Raw genomic sequence first — 16,983 nt, 5'->3', positions numbered from 1 at the left:
GAGAATGGCAACCACCGACGGCACCGGGACGACCCGCGGAGCAGCGACCCGGGCGAGGATCCTCGCCGCGACCGCCGGACTCCTCAGCGCAGGGGCAGCCGGTGACGTGGGCGGAACCAGCGCCGCACGCCATGCCGTCACCGTCAGCGAGATCGCCCGTGCGGCCGGGGTCTACCCGAACCAGATCACGCACCACTACGGCTCGAAGGACCGCCTCGTCCTCGACGCCGCCTTCGCGCTCTTCCTCCGCGACACCACGCGCCTGCAGGCCGCCGGTCGGCGTGCCGGGTCCGCCGACGCGTTCCGTCAGGTGCTCGCACGCACCGCACTCGCCATGCCGTCGACACTGCTCGTCGTGCGCGCGCTGGCCGCCGCCGGCGACGACGACGCCCAGCGCGAGCGCGTGCGGCTCCTGCTCGCGGTCCTGTTCCGGCAGTCCGAGCGTTACCTCGAGCGTGTCGTCGCCGAGCACGGCTGGACGAGTCCGAGCGGTGTCGGCCGTGATGCCCGGACGTTCTGGAGCGCGGTGTTCGGCGCGACGCTCCTCGCCGATGCGGGCGTCACCGGCGGGCCGTCGGACCTCGACCTGGCCGGCACGGTGTCCATCCGCTGAGCGCGAGACGGCGAGCGGTGACGCTTACTCGCCGAAACCGCTCCGCACCAGCTCCGCCAGTGCGTCGACCGCGACCTGCGCATCGGCTCCACTCGCCTCGATCGACACGGTGGCGCCCTTCGGCAGCGCCAACGCCATGATCGCCAGCAGGCTCTTCGCGTCCACGCCGTTCACGCGCACCGCTGCGTCGTACTTGGCTGCCGTCTTCACGAACTCCGCCGCAGGGCGGGCGTGCAGGCCGGTCTCGTTCACCAGTTCGACGCTCTCGGACGCGGCCACGTCGTCGACGCTGCCAGCCCCGTCACCCGGCCCCGTGCCTCCCGGATGGTCACCGGTCGGACGGGAGGCAGTGCTCGCGTCGTCCGCGGACCCTGCGGCGGACGCCGCGGCAGCGAGCACTGCCTCGGCGTCACCACCCGTCTGGGCCGCGACGGCCGCGGCGACCGCGCCCTCGACGAGGGGTGCCTGTGAAACGTGCACGCGTGCGCGGACGTCGTCGTCGAGGAAGTCGAGCGCCGTGTCGGTCGTCAGGTAGGCAGAGCCGAGGTCGCACAGGACGACGACGGCGTCGGCGTCCGAGAGCTCCTCGACGCCGGCGGTGATCGCCTCGAACGACGTGCCGATGCCGCCGTCGTCGGTCCCGCCGGCCGCGACGAGCGGCACGTCGGCCGCCATCTGGCGGGCGAGCTCGACGGTGCCGGAGGCGATCGCGGCGCTGTGCGAGACGATCAGGATGCCGACGGTCACGCGGCGGAGCCCGTCGTCGCGTCCACCGCGGCACGCAGGATGTACGCCGTCGACTGCGCACCCGGGTCGCGGTGCCCGACGGCGCGTTCGCCGAGGTAGCTCGCACGACCCTTGTGGGCGACGAGCGGTTCGGTGGCCTCGGCGCCCGAGGCGGCGGCGTCGGCTGCGGCGGCGAGCACCGCAGCCGGGTCGTCACCGGCTGCGGCGGCAGCGGTGGCGGCATCGACCGCGGGGGTCCAGGCGTCCACCATCGTCTTGTCGCCGACGGCGGCCTTGCCCCGCGAGACCACGCCGTCGCGGGCAGCGGCGAACACGGCGACGAGCGTGTCGGCGTCGAGCTCGGACGCGTCGCCAGCAGCCTGGGCTGCCTTCAGGTACGCGGTGCCGAACAGCGGACCGGCGGCGCCGCCGACGGTCGAGATGAGCTTCGTCGCGACCGTCTTCAGCACGGCGCCGGGTGTGTCGAAGGAGCCGCCGTCGACGGCCTCGAGCACGGCGCGGAAACCACGGTCGAGGTTCTCGCCGTGGTCCCCGTCACCGATCTCGCGGTCGAGCGTGACGAGCTCTGCCCGGTGTTCGTCGATCGTCGCAGCCGTGCGACGGACCCAGTCGATGGCCCATGCGGTGTCGAGCGCCAATGCGGTTCCCTTCGTGTGTCCGGCCCGGTGGGCTCGGTGTCGTGGTCGGTGCTCTCGCGGTCGATGGCGGCCGCTCAGCGACCCCAGCGCAGTGCGGGGGTCTCCACCGGTGCGTCCCAGAGTGCCGTGAGTTCCTCGTCGAGCACCGTGACGGTGAGCGAGAACCCCTGCATCTCGAGGGACGTGACGTAGTCGCCCACCAAACTACGCGTGACGTCGTACCCGCGATCCGTCAGCACCTCGGCGGCGCGGCGGTAGGCGATGTACAGCTCGGACAGCGGGGTGCCGCCCATGCCGTTGACGAGCAGGAGCAGCTTCGAGCCGGCCGGAGCGTCGAGGTCGGTGAGGATCGGTTCGAGCACACGGTCGACGAGCTGGTCGGCCGGTGCCATCGGGATGCGCTCTCGCCCGGGCTCGCCGTGGATGCCGATGCCGAGTTCGACCTCGTCGTCGGCGAGCGTGAAGGACGGCTCCCCCGCGTGCGGCACGGTGCCGGACGCCAGGGCCAGGCCCATCGACCGCGTGACGTCGTTGACGTGGCGGGCGACGGCGGCGACGGCGTCCAGGTCGTCACCGCGCTCGGCCGCGGCGCCGGCGCACTTCTCCACGACGACGGTGCCGGCCACGCCGCGGCGACCGGCGGTGTAGAGCGAGTCCTGCACCGCGACGTCGTCGTCGACGACGACGGACTCGACGCGGATGTCGTCCATCTCGGCGAGCTCGGCGGCGGTCTCGAAGTTCAGGACGTCGCCGGTGTAGTTCTTCACGATGTGCAGGACACCCGCGCCGCCGTCGACGGCCTTGGTGGCCGCGACGATCGGGTCGGGCGTCGGGCTCGTGAACACCGGGCCGGGAACGGCGGCGTCGAGCATGCCGTACCCCACGAAGCCCGCGTGCAGCGGCTCGTGTCCGCTGCCGCCTCCGCTGACGATGCCGACCTTGCCGGCGACGGGGGCGTCGGCGCGGTGCAGGTGGATCGGGTCCTCGACCAGGACGACGTGTGCGGCGTGTGCCCGGGCGAATCCCCGGACGGTCTCGTCGACCACGGCCTGCGGGTCGTTGATGAGCTTCTTCATGCGCGTGCCTCCACGGGTACGGGGCCGAGCCGAGGCGAACTGCACACCGCCGTCGTCGACCGGAGTGCGCCCAATCTACATCCGACGCCCGGGCGCTCGTTCGTCCGGTCTGCACGTTCGTGCAGTGCGACGGGGACGCGTCATCGGCTCGCGATCCCCCGCAGCGCACGCCGCTTGCACGTTCGTGCACGATCGCGGACTTCCCTCAGGAATTCGTCGCCCCGTCGTTCTCCGCGTCACTATGCTCGGCCTCAATCACTCAACGGGGAGTGCGGCGCAGCACCACCGGACCCCCACCTCACGCACTGGAGGTCACCGATGGACGACATCGGCGTCAAGTTCCTGTCCGAGCTCGTCGGTACAGCGATGCTCATCATCCTGGGTGGCGGTGTCGTCGCCGCCGTCTCCCTCTCGAAGTCGAAGGGCTTCGGGGCCGGCTTCCTCATGGTCACGATCGGTTGGGGCTTCGCGGTCTTCGCCGGTGTCACCGTGTCGTACAAGTCGGGTGGCCAGCTCAACCCGGCCGTCAGCCTCGCCCAGGCCATCCTCGGCAACATCACCGTCGGCGCGATGCTCCTGTTCTGGCTCGCCCAGCTCATCGGTGCGGTCATCGGGGCCGTCATCGTCTGGCTCGCCTACAAGCAGCACTTCGACGAGGAGCCCGACCCCGCCGCCAAGCTCGGCGTCTTCTCCACCGGCCCGGCGATCCGGTCGTACGGCTGGAACCTCGTGACCGAGATCATCGGCACCTTCGTGCTGGTGTTCGTCGTCATCGCCTTCACCAACGGCCAGACCCCGGCGCAGCTCGGCGCGATCCCCGTCGCCTTCCTCGTGATCGCGATCGGTGTCAGCCTCGGTGGCCCGACCGGCTACGCCATCAACCCGGCCCGTGACCTCGGCCCGCGCCTCGCGCACGCCTTCCTGCCCATCAAGGGCAAGGGCTCGAGCGACTGGTCGTACGCCTGGGTGCCCGTCGTCGGACCGCTGATCGGTGGCGCCATCGCCGCCGGGCTGTCCTACGCCCTGCTGCCCGTCGTCAGCTGACCCAACCCAACCCCGGGGTGAGCGGCACGCGATCGCGGGCCGCTCACCGCACCGAACACCCGTAAGGAGCACCAATGGCCGACTACATCGTCGCCATCGACCAGGGCACGACCTCCACCCGAGCGATCGTCTTCGATCACTCCGGCTCGATCATCTCGACCGGGCAGAAGGAACACGAGCAGATCTTCCCGCGCGCCGGGTGGGTCGAGCACGACCCCGCCGAGATCTGGGACAACACCCGCGAGGTGATCGGTCAGGCACTGTCGCGTGCCGACATCACGCGTCACGACGTCGCCGCCGTGGGCATCACCAACCAGCGCGAGACCGCCGTCGTCTGGGACAAGACCACCGGCAAGCCGATCTACAACGCGATCGTCTGGCAGGACACCCGCACGCAGTCGATCGTCGACAAGCTCGCCGACGGTGACACCGACCGCTACAAGGCCATCGTCGGCCTGCCGCTCGCGACATACTTCGCCGGCACCAAGATCATGTGGATCCTCGAGAACGTCGAGGGTGCGCGTGAGAAGGCCGAGGCCGGGGACCTGCTCTTCGGCACCACCGACACCTGGGTCCTCTGGAACCTGACCGGTGGCGTCGACGGCGGCGTCCACAAGACCGACGTCACGAACGCGTCCCGCACGCTGTTCATGGACCTCGAGACGCTCCAGTGGCGCGACGACATCCTCGCCGACTTCGGTGTGCCGAAGTCGATGCTCCCCGAGATCGTCAGCTCCTCCGAGGTCTACGGCCACGTCGAGTCGTCCAACCTGCTCCGCGAGGTCCCGATCGCGGGCATCCTCGGCGACCAGCAGGCCGCGACCTTCGGCCAGGCGGCGTTCGACCAGGGCGAGTCGAAGAACACCTACGGCACCGGCAACTTCCTCATCTTCAACACCGGTACCGAGATCGTCCGTTCCGAGAACGGCCTGCTCACCACCGTCGGCTACAAGCTCGGCGACCAGGAGACGCACTACGCCCTCGAGGGTTCGATCGCCGTCACGGGCTCGCTCATCCAGTGGCTCCGCGACAACCTCGGTCTCATCGGCAGTGCCCCGGAGGTCGAGGCGCTGGCCAAGACCGTCGAGGACAACGGCGGCGTGTACTTCGTGCCGGCGTTCTCCGGGCTGTTCGCGCCGTACTGGCGTCCGGACGCTCGCGGCGCCATCGTCGGCCTGACCCGCTACGTCAACAAGGGACACATCGCACGTGCGGCGCTCGAGGCGACGGCGCTGCAGACCCGCGAGGTCCTCGACGCGGTGAACGCCGACTCGGGCGTGGACCTGACCGAGCTCAAGGTCGACGGCGGCATGACCGCCAACAACGAGCTCATGCAGTTCCAGGCCGACATCCTCAACGTGCCGGTGGTGCGTCCGGTGGTCGCCGAGACGACGGCGCTCGGCGCGGCCTACGCGGCCGGTCTCGCCGTGGGCTTCTGGGCCAACCTCGACGAGCTCCGTGCCAACTGGCAGGAGGACAAGCGCTGGGAGCCGCAGCTCGACGCCGCGGAGCGCGAGCGCACGCTCCGTCTCTGGAAGAAGGCCGTCACGAAGACCTTCGACTGGGTCGACGAAGACGTCCAGTAGCGACGCACGCGCGCGCTGACCGCGTGCACTGAACGCACCGACGGGAGGCCCGGTGCCGGTTCCGTGAACCGGCACCGGGCCTCCCGTCGGTTGCGTCTACTGCGCGTCGGTCGCGGTCGGGACCGCGGTCCAGTCCGCCAGCTTGCGGGTGCCGGCGCCGGAGTCGATCGCCTCGGCCGCGACCGCGAGCTGCTCGCGGAAGCGCTGCAGGATCGGTCGGTCGGACTCGGCCGGGTCCTGCGCCAGACGGAACGAGACCAGGCCCGCCGCGGCGTTGAGCAGCACGATGTCGCGCACCGGGCCGGTCTCCCCCGACAGCACGCGGTGCACGACGCCGGCGTTGTGCTCGGGGTCGCCACCGAGGAGGTCCTCGGTGCGTGCACGTGCGATGCCGAGGTCGCGCGGGTCGAGGTCGTGCTCGATGACCCGACCGCCGGTGACCTCCCAGATGTGGCTGTGGCCGGTGGTGGTGAGCTCGTCGAGGCCGTCGTCTCCGCGGAACACCAGGGCGGTCGCGCCGCGGGTCTGGAACACGCCCGTGATGATCGGCACGAGCTCGAGCTGCGCGACGCCGACGGCGTTCGCTTCGCACCGTGCGGGGTTGACGAGCGGCCCGAGGAAGTTGAACACCGTGGGCACACCGATCTCGCGGCGGACCGGCCCGGCGTGCGCGAAGCCCGGGTGGAACGCGTTGGCGAACGCGAAGGTCAGTCCGACACGCCGGAAGGTGTCCGCGACACGCGCGGCGTCCATCGTGAGATCGAGCCCGAGTGCGGCGAGCACGTCGCTCGAACCGGACTTCGACGAGCTCGCCTTGTTGCCGTGCTTCACGACGGGCACCCCGGCGGCGGCGATGACGATCGCCGCCATGGTCGAGACGTTCACGGTGCCGACGACGTCCCCACCCGTGCCGACGATGTCCAACGCCATCGGGTCGACGTCCAGCGGAACGGCGGCGTCGAGGATCGCGTCGCGGAACCCGACCACCTCGTCGACGGTCTCGCCCTTCGCGCGGAGCGTCACGGCGAACGCGGCGATCTGTGCCTGGGTGGCGCGCCCGTGCACGATCTCCTCCATGGCCCATGTGGATTGCCTGATCGTCAGGTCCTCGCGCGCCATGAGCGCGCTGATCACTGCAGGCCAAGAGAGTGCGTCAGGCATGGCTCGATCGTAGTGAATTCGAGAGACCCGCCAGTCTCCTGCGAAAACACTGTCTGGGGTTTCGGCCATAATGGAGGACGTGACTAGCACCCCTCTCTCCAGATCCGCCAGCGGTCCGGCCCTGAACAGGCCGAACGCCGTTGCCGTGGGGACGATCGTGTGGCTGGGCAGCGAGGTCATGTTCTTCGCCGGCCTGTTCGCGATCTACTTCACGCTGCGCAGCACGTCCCCCGAGCTCTGGGCGGCCGAAACCTCCAAGCTCGAGGTGCCCTTCGCCTCGGTGAACACGATCATCCTGGTGCTGTCCAGCTTCGCGTGCCAGTTCGCCGTGTTCGCTGCAGAGCGTTTCCAGGTGCACCGCACGAGCTGGAACCCGCGCCACTGGGGCATGACGGAGTGGTTCTTCGTCACCTACGCGATGGGCGCGATCTTCGTCTGCGGCCAGATCTTCGAGTACGCCAACCTCTGGCACGAGGGCGTCACGCTCTCCTCCAGCGCCTACGGCTCGGCCTTCTACATGACGACCGGGTTCCACGGCCTCCACGTCACGGGTGGCCTCATCGCCTTCCTGCTGACGCTCGGCCGTGGCTTCGCCGCGAAGAACTTCGGTCACAAGGAAGCGACCACCGCCATCGTCGTGTCGTACTACTGGCACTTCGTCGACGTCGTGTGGATCTTCCTCTTCGCCGTCATCTACCTTCTCAAGTAGGAACTGGACACCCCCGAGCACATGTTCAACAGAACCAAGTCCAAGAAGGGCCGCCGTTCACCGATGGCGACCGTCTCGCTCATCGTCGTGGGCCTCATGACCACCGGCGGTGCGTACGCGCTCTTCAGCTCCACGGCCAACGCCGACGACAGCACGAGCACCGTCGCGGCGACCAGCCAGTCGAAGGTCAACGAGGGCCAGAAGCTCTTCGCCTCGAACTGCGCGACCTGCCACGGCCTCTCCGCCCAGGGCACGAGCGAGGGTCCGTCCCTCATCGGTGTCGGCGCCGCCTCGGTCGACTTCCAGGTGGGCACCGGCCGCATGCCGATGGCCGCCCAGGGCCCGCAGGCCGAAGAGAAGCCCGCGCAGTTCACGGACGAGCAGGTCGACGCCCTCGCCGAGTACGTCGCCTCGCTGGGCCCCGGCCCGGCCGTCCCGTCCACCGAGCTCACCAACGGTGAGGACGGCGACGCGGCCGAGGGTGCCGAGCTCTTCCGCATCAACTGCGCCATGTGCCACAACGTGGCCGGCGCCGGCGGCGCCCTGACCGAGGGCAAGTACGCCCCGAACCTGTCGACGGTCTCGGGCAAGCACATCTACGAGGCGATGCAGACCGGCCCGCAGAACATGCCGGTCTTCAACGACCTGAACCTCACGCCGGAGCAGAAGGCCGACATCATCACGTACCTCAAGTACGTGCAGGACAACAAGTCCCCCGGCGGGTTCGCACTCGGCTCCCTGGGCCCGGTGGCCGAGGGTCTGTTCATCTGGATCTTCGGACTCGGCGCGGTCGTTGCGATGACCGTCTGGCTGACCGCGAAGTCCAACTGATCGTCCGTGTCGAACGACACTGAAGGGAACACCATGGCAGAGCACGACGACGAGACGCTGAACTCGTCCTCGGCTGTCGAGAAGCACGGCACGACCACCTCCCCCGGGATCGCGGTGCTGCCCACCGACCCGTTCGAGAACCCGGGTGAGCCGCCGCACCGAGCGCGCCGCACCGACGTCGACCCGAAGAAGCAGCGCCTGGCCGAGCGTCAGGTCGCGACCTTCTTCTACCTCTCGATCGTCGGCAGCGTCCTCTCGATCGCGGCCTACGTCGCGTTCCCGATCGACTCGAACGACTTCGGGACGGTCCGCACCGCGAACCTCTTCCTCGGCCTCTCGATCGCCCTCGCGCTCATCGCGCTGGGCCTCGGCGCGGTCTACTGGTCGAAGTCGCTCGTCGTCGACCGCGAGATCACCGAGCTCCGCCACGGCACCCGCGGCACGGACGCGACGCGCGCCAAGGCCGTCGAGGCCTTCCAGCTGGCCGACAAGGAGTCCGGCTTCAGCCGTCGCAAGCTGATCCGCAACTCGATGATCGGTGCGCTGGCCGCGTTCCCGCTGCCGGGCATCGTCCTGGTCCGCGACCTCGCTCCGGCCGAGGACCCGAACGAGCTCCTGCGCCACACCTTCTGGAAGCAGGGCCTGCGCCTGACGAAGGACCCGACGGGTCTGCCGATCAAGGCCTCGGACGTGACCATCGGTTCGGTGTTCCACGTCATCCCGGACGGCATGCTCGACTCCGAGCACATGCTGGAGGAGAAGGCCAAGGCCTCCGTCCTCCTCATGCGTCTCGACCCGAAGGACCTCAACCCCTCCAAGGGCCACGAGAACTGGGGCTACGACGGCATCGTCGCGTACTCCAAGATCTGCACCCACGTCGGATGCCCGGTCGCGCTCTACGAGCAGCAGACGCACCACCTGCTGTGCCCGTGCCACCAGTCCACCTTCGATGTCTCGAACAACTGCGAGGTCATCTTCGGTCCGGCCGCACGCCCCCTCCCCCAACTTCCTATCGCGATCGACGACGACGGCTACCTGGTTGCCCAGAGCGACTTCCACGAGCCGGTCGGACCGTCCTTCTGGGAGCGTGAACGCTGATGACCAGCACCCCCACCACCACGGCACCGAGCAGCACGGCGAACAAGCCGGCTCCGGAGCGCGGATCCCGCATCATCGGCGGGGTCGCCAACTACATCGACGAGCGCACCAGCATCTCGGGGCTCGTCAAGGAAGTCGGCCGGAAGATCTTCCCGGACCACTGGAGCTTCATGCTCGGCGAGGTGGCGCTGTACAGCTTCGTCGTCGTCCTGCTCTCCGGCACGTTCCTGACGTTCTTCTTCCAGGCCTCCATGGCCGAGGTCGTCTACAACGGCTCGTACGTCCCGCTCAAGGGCGTCGAGATGTCGACGGCGCTCCAGTCCACGCTGGACATCTCGTTCGACATCCGCGGTGGACTCTTCGTCCGCCAGGTCCACCACTGGGCAGCCCTGCTGTTCGTGGCGTCGATCATGCTGCACATGGCCCGCGTGTTCTTCACCGGCGCCTTCCGCAAGCCGCGTGAGCTCAACTGGGTCTTCGGCTTCCTGCTCTGGGTCCTCGCCATGGGTGAGGGCTTCACCGGCTACTCGCTCCCCGACGACCTGCTCTCCGGAAACGGTCTGCGGATCATCGTCGGCATGATCGAGGGTGTTCCGGTGATCGGCGTCTGGATCGCCTACCTGCTCTTCGGTGGCGAGTTCCCGGGCACCGACATCGTCGGCCGCCTCTACACGCTGCACATCCTGCTGCTGCCGGCGATCCTCGTCGCGGTGCTCGGTGTCCACCTCGTGCTCGTCGTGATCAACAAGCACACCCAGTTCGCCGGCCCGGGCAAGACCAACGACAACGTCGTCGGTGTCCCGATCCTCCCGGCGTTCGCCGCCAAGGCCGGCGGGTTCTTCTTCATCGTCGCGGGCATCATCGCCCTCATCGCGTCGATGTTCACGATCAACCCGATCTGGAACTACGGTCCGTACGACCCCTCGCCGGTCTCCGCCGGTACCCAGCCCGACTGGTACATCGGCTTCGCCGACGGCGCACTGCGTCTGGTGCCGCCGCACTGGGAGGTCGTGTGGTTCGGCTACACGGTGTCGTTCAACATCCTGGCGCCCATCGCGGTCCTGGTGCTCCTCATCCTCGCGATCCTGCTGTACCCGTTCCTCGAGTCGTGGATCACCGGCGACAAGCGCGAGCACCACATCCTGGACCGCCCGCGCAACGCCCCGACCCGCACGGCGATCGGTGCCGCAGGCATCACGCTCTACGCCAGCCTCTGGGCTGCGGCGTCGTCGGACATCATCGCGACCCACTTCCTGGTGTCGATCGAACACGTAATCCACGTGATCCAGGCAACGACGGTCCTCGGCCCGTTCGTCGCCTTCTGGATCACGAAGCGCGTGTGCCTCGCACTCCAGAAGAAGGACCGCGAGATCGTCCTGCACGGCTACGAGTCCGGTCGCATCGTCCGACTCCCCCACGGTGAGTACATCGAGGTGCACGAGCAGCTCGACGAGTACGAGCGCTGGAAGCTGCTGCAGTTCAACGAGTACAAGCCGCTCATGATCCGCCCGAACGCCAAGGGGCAGATCACCGTGGTCCAGAAGGCCCGTGCGAGCGTCTCCCGCTTCTTCTTCGAAGACCGCATCGAGCCGGTCTCCAAGGCCGAGCTCGAGGCAGCGCACGCCGCCCACCACGGCCCGGACCTCGAGGGCAGCCTCCAGGCCCCGCAGGTCGAGGAAAAGCACTAAGCAGTCCGACAGGAACCCCCGCCACCACGTGGCGGGGGTTTCTTCGTGCGATGGGCGAAACGCCGCCCCCAGTTCACGGCTGGTTCACCGACACGTGCTGGACTCATCCAGGACGGTGTGGCAACGTGTTGCACCACGCATCCGCCAACGGAATGAGACCCCGATGGACAGCCGGACGGCCGAACACCCCAGGCCGAACCACTTCCTCCTCCACCTCAGCGACACCCACCTCGTCTCCGGCGACGGCGATCTGTACGGCGGGGTCGACTCCGCCGCCCGGCTCACCGAGATCGTCGCGGACATCGAAGCATCAGGCACCCGGCCCGAAGCGATCGTCGTCACCGGCGACGTGGCCGACAAGGGCGAACCGGGGGCCTACGCCCGCGTCCGTGAGATCGTCGAGCCGGCCGCCCGCCGGATCGGTGCCCAGGTCATCTGGGCGATGGGCAACCACGACGAGCGCGGCGCGTTCCGTCAGGAGCTCTTCGGGCTGCACCCCACCGACCGTCCGGTCGACTTCGTCTACGACGTCAACGGTCTCCGGGTGATCACCCTCGACACGAGCGTCCCGGGCCACCACCACGGCGAGGTCTCCCCCGAGCAGCTCGACTGGCTGGCCGAGGTCCTGTCCGAGGCTGCGCCGCACGGCACGATCCTGGCGATGCACCACCCGCCCGTGCCGAGCGTGCAGGACCTGACCGTCCTCGTCGAGCTCCGCGACCAGCAGGCCCTGGCCGAGGTCGTCGAGGGCAGTGACGTCCTGTCGATCATCGCCGGACACCTGCACTACTCGACGAGCGCGGTCTTCGCGGGCATCCCTGTGTCGGTCGCCAGCGCCACCTGCTACACGCAGGACCTCACCGAGTTCCAGGGTGGCACGCGTGGGCGGGACGGCGCGCAGTCGTTCAACCTGGTGCACTCTACGGCCACAACGTCGTGCACTCGGTCGTCCCGATCGGGCACTACTCCACGGTCGGCGAACCGGTGTCGGCCGTCGAGACCGAGGCCCGACTCGCAGCGCACGGGGTCACGATCCCGCCCGCTGTCGAGCCGGCTCCGGTGACCTCGAGCATCCCGGTCTTCACGCTCGACGCGGTGCCGGTCTCCCCCGTCCACCGGTAGGTCGCCGCACTTCGTGAGCAGAAGACGTCGGGTCCGTCATGCGGACCCGGCGTCTTCTGCTCAGCAAGTGTGGGCGCGTGGTCACGACTCCCCGCCGCGCCGGGGTCGAACGGTCACGTTCCGTCGCCCGGCGATGCTTCTGGCGACGGATTGCAACCACTCGCCGTATTGCCGATGGGGTGTCGTGACCGACCGCGAGCGTGTCACCCGCCTGGACCGGGCGGGGCGGTGGAGCGGTCGCCTGTCGGCCGGGAGGCCCGTGGCGGCCCGGCCACGAGCCTCCCGGCGCGCGGTGTGGTCGCGACACACCGCCGGCGCCGCGTCGCGTGGTCACGATCCGTCGACTGCGGGCGGCGCAGGCGACGGTCTGTGACCGCTCGGCGTGCGGTTGCGTCCGAATTACGTGGCTGGGTTTCGGCGCCGGGCTCGCGGGCTCGCCCGGAGCGCCCCGGCAGGACGCTGGCGCGTCCTAAGCGCCGGGGCGCTCCCACGGCGCGGGGAAGGGGAAGTAGCGCTCGAGGAAGTCGGTCACGCGCTGCGTCCGCTCCTCGTCGCTGACCTCGGGGAAACTGCCGTCGTTCAGGCAGAAGAAGTCCGCGTTCCGCTTCTTGAGCAGCTCGTCGAGCGACCGCAGCCCGGACTGCATCGTGGTGTCGATGTAGCGGACGTCGGCGTTCTCCTGCACGATCGCGCGACCCGTGAGCAACGAGTAGTAGTGGTACAGCGAGTTGGTCACCGAGATGTTCTCGGCAGCACGGAAGCGCGAGGCCGCCGTGGCACGGAACTCGTCGGCGAACTCGTGCTCCATCTCCGTCATGATCGAGGACCGGAGCGGGGTCGGCGCGTGCTCGAGGTGCCGCGTCGTGACCGCGCCGAACCGCTGCTGCAACAGGCGACGATTGACCCGCGCGGAGTTCTCGAACCCGCTGCGCGCGGCGTTGTTCACGCCGAGGCCGATGCGGGTGGTGGCGAGGATGAACTTCGACACCGACCCCGGGCTGAAGAACACCGAGGGGTCGACGGTGCGGCCGAAGAACATGTCGTCGTTCGAGTAGATGAAGTGCTCGCTGATGCCCGGGATGTGGTGCAGCTGCGACTCGACGGCCTGCGAGTTGTGCGTCGGCAGCACGGACGGGTCGGCGAAGAACTCCTCGCTGCGCACGATGCGGACCTTGGGGTGGTCGGCGAGCCAGTGCGGCGCGGGTGAGTCGGTGGCGATGTAGATCTGACGGATCCACGGTGCGAAGGTGTGCACCGAGCGGAGTGCGTACTTGAGCTCGTCGATCTGGCGGAACCGTGCGGGGGCGTCGTCGCCCTCACCCAGGACGGCCGTCGCCTGCGCTGCCTGGCGGGCGCGCTGGTACTCGATGGCGTTGCCGTCGACCCACGAGAAGACGATGTCGATCGGGAACCGGATGTCGGAGACGTGGTCGTCGAACATGTGCTCGACGGTGCGCCAGGTGCGGCCGTAGCGCTCGATGTCGACGAGCACGAACTCGTCGACCGGCAGGCTGCGGCGCATCAGTGCGTTCTCGACGGGCGCGAGCACCTCGGTGTCGGTGAGTCGCCAGAACTCGAGCTGCACGCTCGTCTCGGCGCCGTAGCGCAGACGACCGAGGGGCTCGAGGCGCGGGCGGAAGACGCGCAACACCGGCTCGTCGACCGGCCCGAGGCCGTCGTCCTGCACGAGCACGGCCGGTTCGCCCGGCGGCTTCGCGTAGAACGGCTCGTTGACGGCGGCGGCCATGACGGCGCTCTCCGCACGCTGCCGGTCGCGCTCGTCGATCGCGATGACCGGACGCTCGTCGTTGCCGCGGATGAGCAGGTGGTCGACGTCGGCCTCGGTCAGCGCGTCGTCCAGGAACAACAGGTCCTCGATCATCGACTGCTGCGGCGTCAGGTGGCCGTTGAGCAGCGTCAGGCGCCCCTTGCGGACGACGACGTCGGGCCGGTCGAGACCGCCGGAGGACGGTCGAGGGTTCAGCAGAGGACTCTCGGTCACCGGCTCGGTCTCGTCGTTCATCCATGCCCTTCGGATCGTGCTGCCGGGTCCTGTACCCGACCCTGCGATCCTACCGTCCGCCCGCCAGCTCGGTTCTGCAGGCGGTCGCCGGCGCCGGTCAGGAGGCCCGGGGTGCGTCCGCCTCGCGCGGCACCTTGACGGCGATGCCCACCACGATGAACAGGGCGGCGACCAGGATCTGCAGCGCGGCCCACACCTGGCCGGGGATCGGCACCGTGACCAGGGGGTTCCAGCAGACGGCGACGGCGGCCATCAGCACGGCGGCCCACCACGTCTTCCCGCGCACCGCGAAGACGAGCACGATGAGGGACAGCACCGTGACACCCCAGCGGGCGAAGACGAAGCCCGACGAGTCGATGATCGCCACGCAGGCGAGCAACACGATCGCCGCGATCAACGACGGCGCCAGTGCGGGCCGAGTGAACGCGGGGGTTTCTCGGATCTTCGGTGCACCGGCAGCCGGTCGCACGGGTGCGGCGGTCACACCGTTCTGCGACGACCCCACCGGGGGCCGTCCCTTGCGGGCAGCCATCAGGCGGGGGCCTCGTCGAGGTCGATGGCCGTGAAGGACCGGGACATCGGCGGGAGGCCGCGCACACGCTCGAGCGCGGGGACCAGCTCGCCGAGGTAGGCCCGGTAGCCCTCGTCGGTGAGGTGCAGGCCGTCGTCGGTGAAGCGGTCGTCGAGGTGGTCGCCGTCGGCCAGCGCGGGCCAGGCGTCGAGGTACTGCGCGTGGCAGGTCGCGACGAACTGCCGCAGGTGCCGGTTCGCCTCCTCGATCTTCGTCGTGTACTCGGCCTGGCGGGGCAGGACGGAGACGAGCAGCAGGCGGACACCGGGCAGCTCACGCCGCAGGGTGACGAGGATCGTCTCGACGTTGCGGACGACGTGTTCGGCGCTCGCGCGGTGGTTGCCGAAGTCGTTCGTGCCGATCAGCAGCACGATCACCTCGGGCTGTTCGGCGACGACCGCGTCGAGCCGCGCGAGCACGCCGTCCGTCGTGTCGCCGCTGATGCCCTGGTTCAGGGTCTGCTCGTCGGGGAGCCAGGTGTCCCACGACCCCTGGGCCGTGATGCTGTCCCCCAGGAACAGGACGGGACTGCGTTCCTCGGTCATGCTGCCTCCTCGTTCGCCGGTTCCGGACTCCCATTGTGCTGGGTCCGGTTGCGCTGCGTCGACTCGGCGTTGTCCGACTCGCGCTCGGCGGCCGCGGTGATGCGCTCGACCATGCCGGGGAAGATGATCCCGTGGAAGGGCAGGATCCCGTACCAGTACAGCCGGCCGGGCAGGCCCTGCGGGAAGTAGATCGCCCGCTGGTGGTAGTCACTGCCGCCCTCGGGGCTCGGGGTCACGGTCATCTCGAGCCAGGCGCGCCCGGGTGACTTGAACTCGGCGCGGAGCCGCAGGTAGTGACCGCGCTCGAGGCGTTCGACGCGCCACCAGTCGAGTGCGTCGCCCTGCTCGAGTCGGTCCTGATCGCGACGGCCACGGCTGAGCCCGACACCGCCGGCGACCTTGTCCATCCAGCCGCGCGCGACCCAGGCGAGCGGGAACGAGTACCAGCCGTTCTCGCCGCCGATCGACTCGACGACGCGCCAGACGTCCTCCGCCGAGGCGGTCGAGTGACGCTTCCGGTCGTCGACGTAGACGGTGTGGCCGGCCCAGTCCGGGTCGGTCGGCATCGGGTCGGCCGAGGCGCTCGACAGGGTGGCGCTCCGCCAGCTCGTCTGCACCTCGCCGGAGCGCATCTTGTTCAGGGCCAGTCGGACGGCTCGGCGGTACGACGTGAGCCCGCCCTCGGGCTGCGGGACGACGTCGTCGATGTCGTGCTCGCGCTGGACGCACTCGAACTGCAGCGACTCGATGATCGGCGTCGCGAGCTTGCGCGGGATCGGCGTGACGGCGTTGAACCAGTGCGCGGCGAGGCGCGGGGTGAGCACCGGCAGGACCGTGATGGGGCGCTGCCGCAGCTTCGCCTCGACCGCGTAGCCGTTGAGCATCTGCCCGTAGCGCAGGACGTCCGGCCCGCCGATGTCGAAGGTGCGGTTGACGTCGGCGGGGACGTCGAGCGCCGCGACCAGGTAGTACAGGACGTCGCGCACGGCGATCGGCTGGATGCGGTTGCGCACCCACCGCGGTGCCGGCATCCACGGCAGGACGTCGGTCACGTGCCGGATCATCTCGAACGAGGTGCTGCCGGAACCGATGACGACGCCGGCCTGGTAGGCGATCGTCGGCACGCCGGAGCGGAGCAGGATCTCCCCCACCTCCTTCCGGCTGCGCAGGTGCTTCGACAGGTCGCCGTCGGGGTGCAGACCGCCCAGGTAGACGAACCGGCTGACACCGGCGCGCTTCGCCGCGTGCGCCATCGTCTCGGCCGCCTGCCGTTCCGCGGACTCGAAGTCGCCGTCGGCACCCATCGCGTGGGCGAGGTAGTACACGGCCTCGACGCCGTCGACCGCGGCGCGGACCGCGTCTGCGTCCTGCAGGTCTCCTTCGGCGACGTCGACGTCGCTGCTCCACGGGACGTCCTGGAGCTTCCGGGGGTTGCGCACGAACACGCGCACGGAGTGTCCGGCTTCGAGGAGACGGGGGACGAGACGACCGCCGATGTACCCGGTGGCGCCGGTGACGAGGACCTGCATGC

The 16,983-nt window shown here is 69.4% G+C and carries 15 protein-coding genes and 1 pseudogene; 8 read left to right on the top strand and 8 right to left on the bottom strand.

Annotated features, from left to right (window positions below):
- The first annotated feature begins 4 nt into the window (after positions 1-4).
- Positions 5-613 carry a TetR/AcrR family transcriptional regulator gene (locus DEJ14_RS09760; RefSeq protein WP_111084020.1) on the top strand — a complete coding sequence of 203 codons (609 nt, stop codon included), beginning with the start codon at positions 5-7 and terminating at the stop codon, positions 611-613.
- Between the two features lie 24 nt (positions 614-637).
- On the opposite strand, the gene dhaM is transcribed toward DEJ14_RS09760, so the two are convergent.
- From dhaM to dhaK, 3 genes are all read right to left on the bottom strand, one after another.
- Positions 638-1,360, bottom strand: a complete 723-nt coding sequence (gene dhaM / locus DEJ14_RS09755) for a dihydroxyacetone kinase phosphoryl donor subunit DhaM (RefSeq protein ID WP_111084021.1) — start codon at positions 1,358-1,360, stop codon at positions 638-640.
- Positions 1,357-1,998, bottom strand: a complete 642-nt coding sequence (gene dhaL, locus DEJ14_RS09750) for a dihydroxyacetone kinase subunit DhaL (RefSeq protein WP_111084022.1) — start codon at positions 1,996-1,998, stop codon at positions 1,357-1,359. Before dhaL ends, dhaM begins: the two co-directional genes overlap by 4 nt.
- Before the next feature lie 74 nt (positions 1,999-2,072).
- A complete protein-coding gene (gene dhaK / locus DEJ14_RS09745) occupies positions 2,073-3,074 on the bottom strand; it encodes a dihydroxyacetone kinase subunit DhaK (protein WP_111084023.1) in 1,002 nt (333 codons plus the stop codon).
- 318 nt (positions 3,075-3,392) lie between these two features.
- Between dhaK and DEJ14_RS09740 the strand changes: the two genes are divergently transcribed.
- On the top strand, positions 3,393-4,118 hold the full coding sequence (locus tag DEJ14_RS09740) for an MIP/aquaporin family protein (protein ID WP_111084024.1): 726 nt from the start codon (positions 3,393-3,395) through the stop codon (positions 4,116-4,118).
- Between the two features lie 74 nt (positions 4,119-4,192).
- The gene (gene glpK, locus DEJ14_RS09735) at positions 4,193-5,704 is read left to right on the top strand and encodes a glycerol kinase GlpK (RefSeq protein WP_111084025.1); all 1,512 of its coding nucleotides are present in this window, start codon (positions 4,193-4,195) and stop codon (positions 5,702-5,704) included.
- A 96-nt stretch (positions 5,705-5,800) separates the two neighbouring features.
- Here glpK and trpD read toward each other — a convergent pair whose 3' ends face one another.
- The gene (trpD, locus tag DEJ14_RS09730; RefSeq protein WP_111084026.1) at positions 5,801-6,865 is read right to left on the bottom strand and encodes an anthranilate phosphoribosyltransferase; all 1,065 of its coding nucleotides are present in this window, start codon (positions 6,863-6,865) and stop codon (positions 5,801-5,803) included.
- A gap of 70 nt (positions 6,866-6,935) precedes the next feature.
- On the opposite strand from trpD, the gene ctaE reads away from it, so the two are divergent.
- The 5 genes and pseudogenes from ctaE to DEJ14_RS09705 all read left to right on the top strand — a co-directional run bounded on the left by ctaE (position 6,936) and on the right by DEJ14_RS09705 (position 12,313).
- Positions 6,936-7,574, top strand: a complete 639-nt coding sequence (gene ctaE, locus DEJ14_RS09725) for an aa3-type cytochrome oxidase subunit III (protein ID WP_111084027.1) — start codon at positions 6,936-6,938, stop codon at positions 7,572-7,574.
- Between the two features lie 21 nt (positions 7,575-7,595).
- The gene (gene qcrC, locus DEJ14_RS09720) at positions 7,596-8,405 is read left to right on the top strand and encodes a cytochrome bc1 complex diheme cytochrome c subunit (RefSeq protein WP_111084028.1); all 810 of its coding nucleotides are present in this window, start codon (positions 7,596-7,598) and stop codon (positions 8,403-8,405) included.
- Positions 8,406-8,438: 33 nt separating this feature from the next.
- Positions 8,439-9,503 (top strand): cytochrome bc1 complex Rieske iron-sulfur subunit, encoded by a 1,065-nt coding sequence (gene qcrA, locus DEJ14_RS09715; RefSeq protein WP_111084029.1) that lies wholly within the window; start codon positions 8,439-8,441, stop codon positions 9,501-9,503.
- On the top strand, positions 9,503-11,191 hold the full coding sequence (gene qcrB / locus DEJ14_RS09710) for a cytochrome bc1 complex cytochrome b subunit (RefSeq protein WP_111084030.1): 1,689 nt from the start codon (positions 9,503-9,505) through the stop codon (positions 11,189-11,191). The genes qcrA and qcrB overlap by 1 nt, the downstream gene beginning before the upstream one ends.
- 163 nt (positions 11,192-11,354) lie before the next feature.
- Positions 11,355-12,313 (top strand): annotated as a pseudogene (locus DEJ14_RS09705) (phosphodiesterase).
- Positions 12,314-12,782: 469 nt separating this feature from the next.
- On the opposite strand, the gene DEJ14_RS09700 reads toward DEJ14_RS09705, so the two are convergent.
- From DEJ14_RS09700 to DEJ14_RS09685, 4 genes are all read right to left on the bottom strand, one after another.
- Positions 12,783-14,336 (bottom strand): stealth family protein, encoded by a 1,554-nt coding sequence (locus DEJ14_RS09700; protein WP_111084031.1) that lies wholly within the window; start codon positions 14,334-14,336, stop codon positions 12,783-12,785.
- Between the two features lie 97 nt (positions 14,337-14,433).
- Positions 14,434-14,868, bottom strand: a complete 435-nt coding sequence (locus DEJ14_RS09695; protein WP_181437398.1) for a DUF6804 family protein — start codon at positions 14,866-14,868, stop codon at positions 14,434-14,436.
- Positions 14,868-15,452 carry a GDSL-type esterase/lipase family protein gene (locus DEJ14_RS09690; RefSeq protein WP_111084032.1) on the bottom strand — a complete coding sequence of 195 codons (585 nt, stop codon included), beginning with the start codon at positions 15,450-15,452 and terminating at the stop codon, positions 14,868-14,870. The genes DEJ14_RS09695 and DEJ14_RS09690 overlap by 1 nt, the downstream gene beginning before the upstream one ends.
- Complete coding sequence (locus DEJ14_RS09685; RefSeq protein WP_111084033.1) at positions 15,449-16,981, bottom strand: SDR family oxidoreductase; 1,533 nt, start codon at positions 16,979-16,981, stop codon at positions 15,449-15,451. The genes DEJ14_RS09690 and DEJ14_RS09685 overlap by 4 nt, the downstream gene beginning before the upstream one ends.
- Positions 16,982-16,983 lie beyond the last annotated feature (2 nt).

The sequence above is a fragment of the Curtobacterium sp. MCJR17_020 genome (assembly GCF_003234365.2).
Lineage (GTDB): Bacteria > Actinomycetota > Actinomycetes > Actinomycetales > Microbacteriaceae > Curtobacterium.
This window is presented reverse-complemented; position numbering and strand designations above follow the sequence as displayed.

Bases quoted from the DNA above. Each gene is read 5' to 3' on its own strand.
- trpD (WP_111084026.1), bottom strand. From the start codon at position 6,865: ATGCCTGACGCACTCTCTTGGCCTGCAGTGATCAGCGCGCTCATGGCG.
- qcrB (WP_111084030.1), top strand. From the start codon at position 9,503: ATGACCAGCACCCCCACCACCACGGCACCGAGCAGCACGGCGAACAAG.
- DEJ14_RS09740 (WP_111084024.1), top strand. From the start codon at position 3,393: ATGGACGACATCGGCGTCAAGTTCCTGTCCGAGCTCGTCGGTACAGCG.
- dhaK (WP_111084023.1), bottom strand. From the start codon at position 3,074: ATGAAGAAGCTCATCAACGACCCGCAGGCCGTGGTCGACGAGACCGTC.
- ctaE (WP_111084027.1), top strand. From the start codon at position 6,936: ATGGAGGACGTGACTAGCACCCCTCTCTCCAGATCCGCCAGCGGTCCG.
- qcrA (WP_111084029.1), top strand. From the start codon at position 8,439: ATGGCAGAGCACGACGACGAGACGCTGAACTCGTCCTCGGCTGTCGAG.
- qcrC (WP_111084028.1), top strand. From the start codon at position 7,596: ATGTTCAACAGAACCAAGTCCAAGAAGGGCCGCCGTTCACCGATGGCG.
- DEJ14_RS09760 (WP_111084020.1), top strand. From the start codon at position 5: ATGGCAACCACCGACGGCACCGGGACGACCCGCGGAGCAGCGACCCGG.
- DEJ14_RS09690 (WP_111084032.1), bottom strand. From the start codon at position 15,452: ATGACCGAGGAACGCAGTCCCGTCCTGTTCCTGGGGGACAGCATCACG.
- DEJ14_RS09685 (WP_111084033.1), bottom strand. From the start codon at position 16,981: ATGCAGGTCCTCGTCACCGGCGCCACCGGGTACATCGGCGGTCGTCTC.
- DEJ14_RS09700 (WP_111084031.1), bottom strand. From the start codon at position 14,336: ATGAACGACGAGACCGAGCCGGTGACCGAGAGTCCTCTGCTGAACCCT.
- DEJ14_RS09695 (WP_181437398.1), bottom strand. From the start codon at position 14,868: ATGGCTGCCCGCAAGGGACGGCCCCCGGTGGGGTCGTCGCAGAACGGT.
- glpK (WP_111084025.1), top strand. From the start codon at position 4,193: ATGGCCGACTACATCGTCGCCATCGACCAGGGCACGACCTCCACCCGA.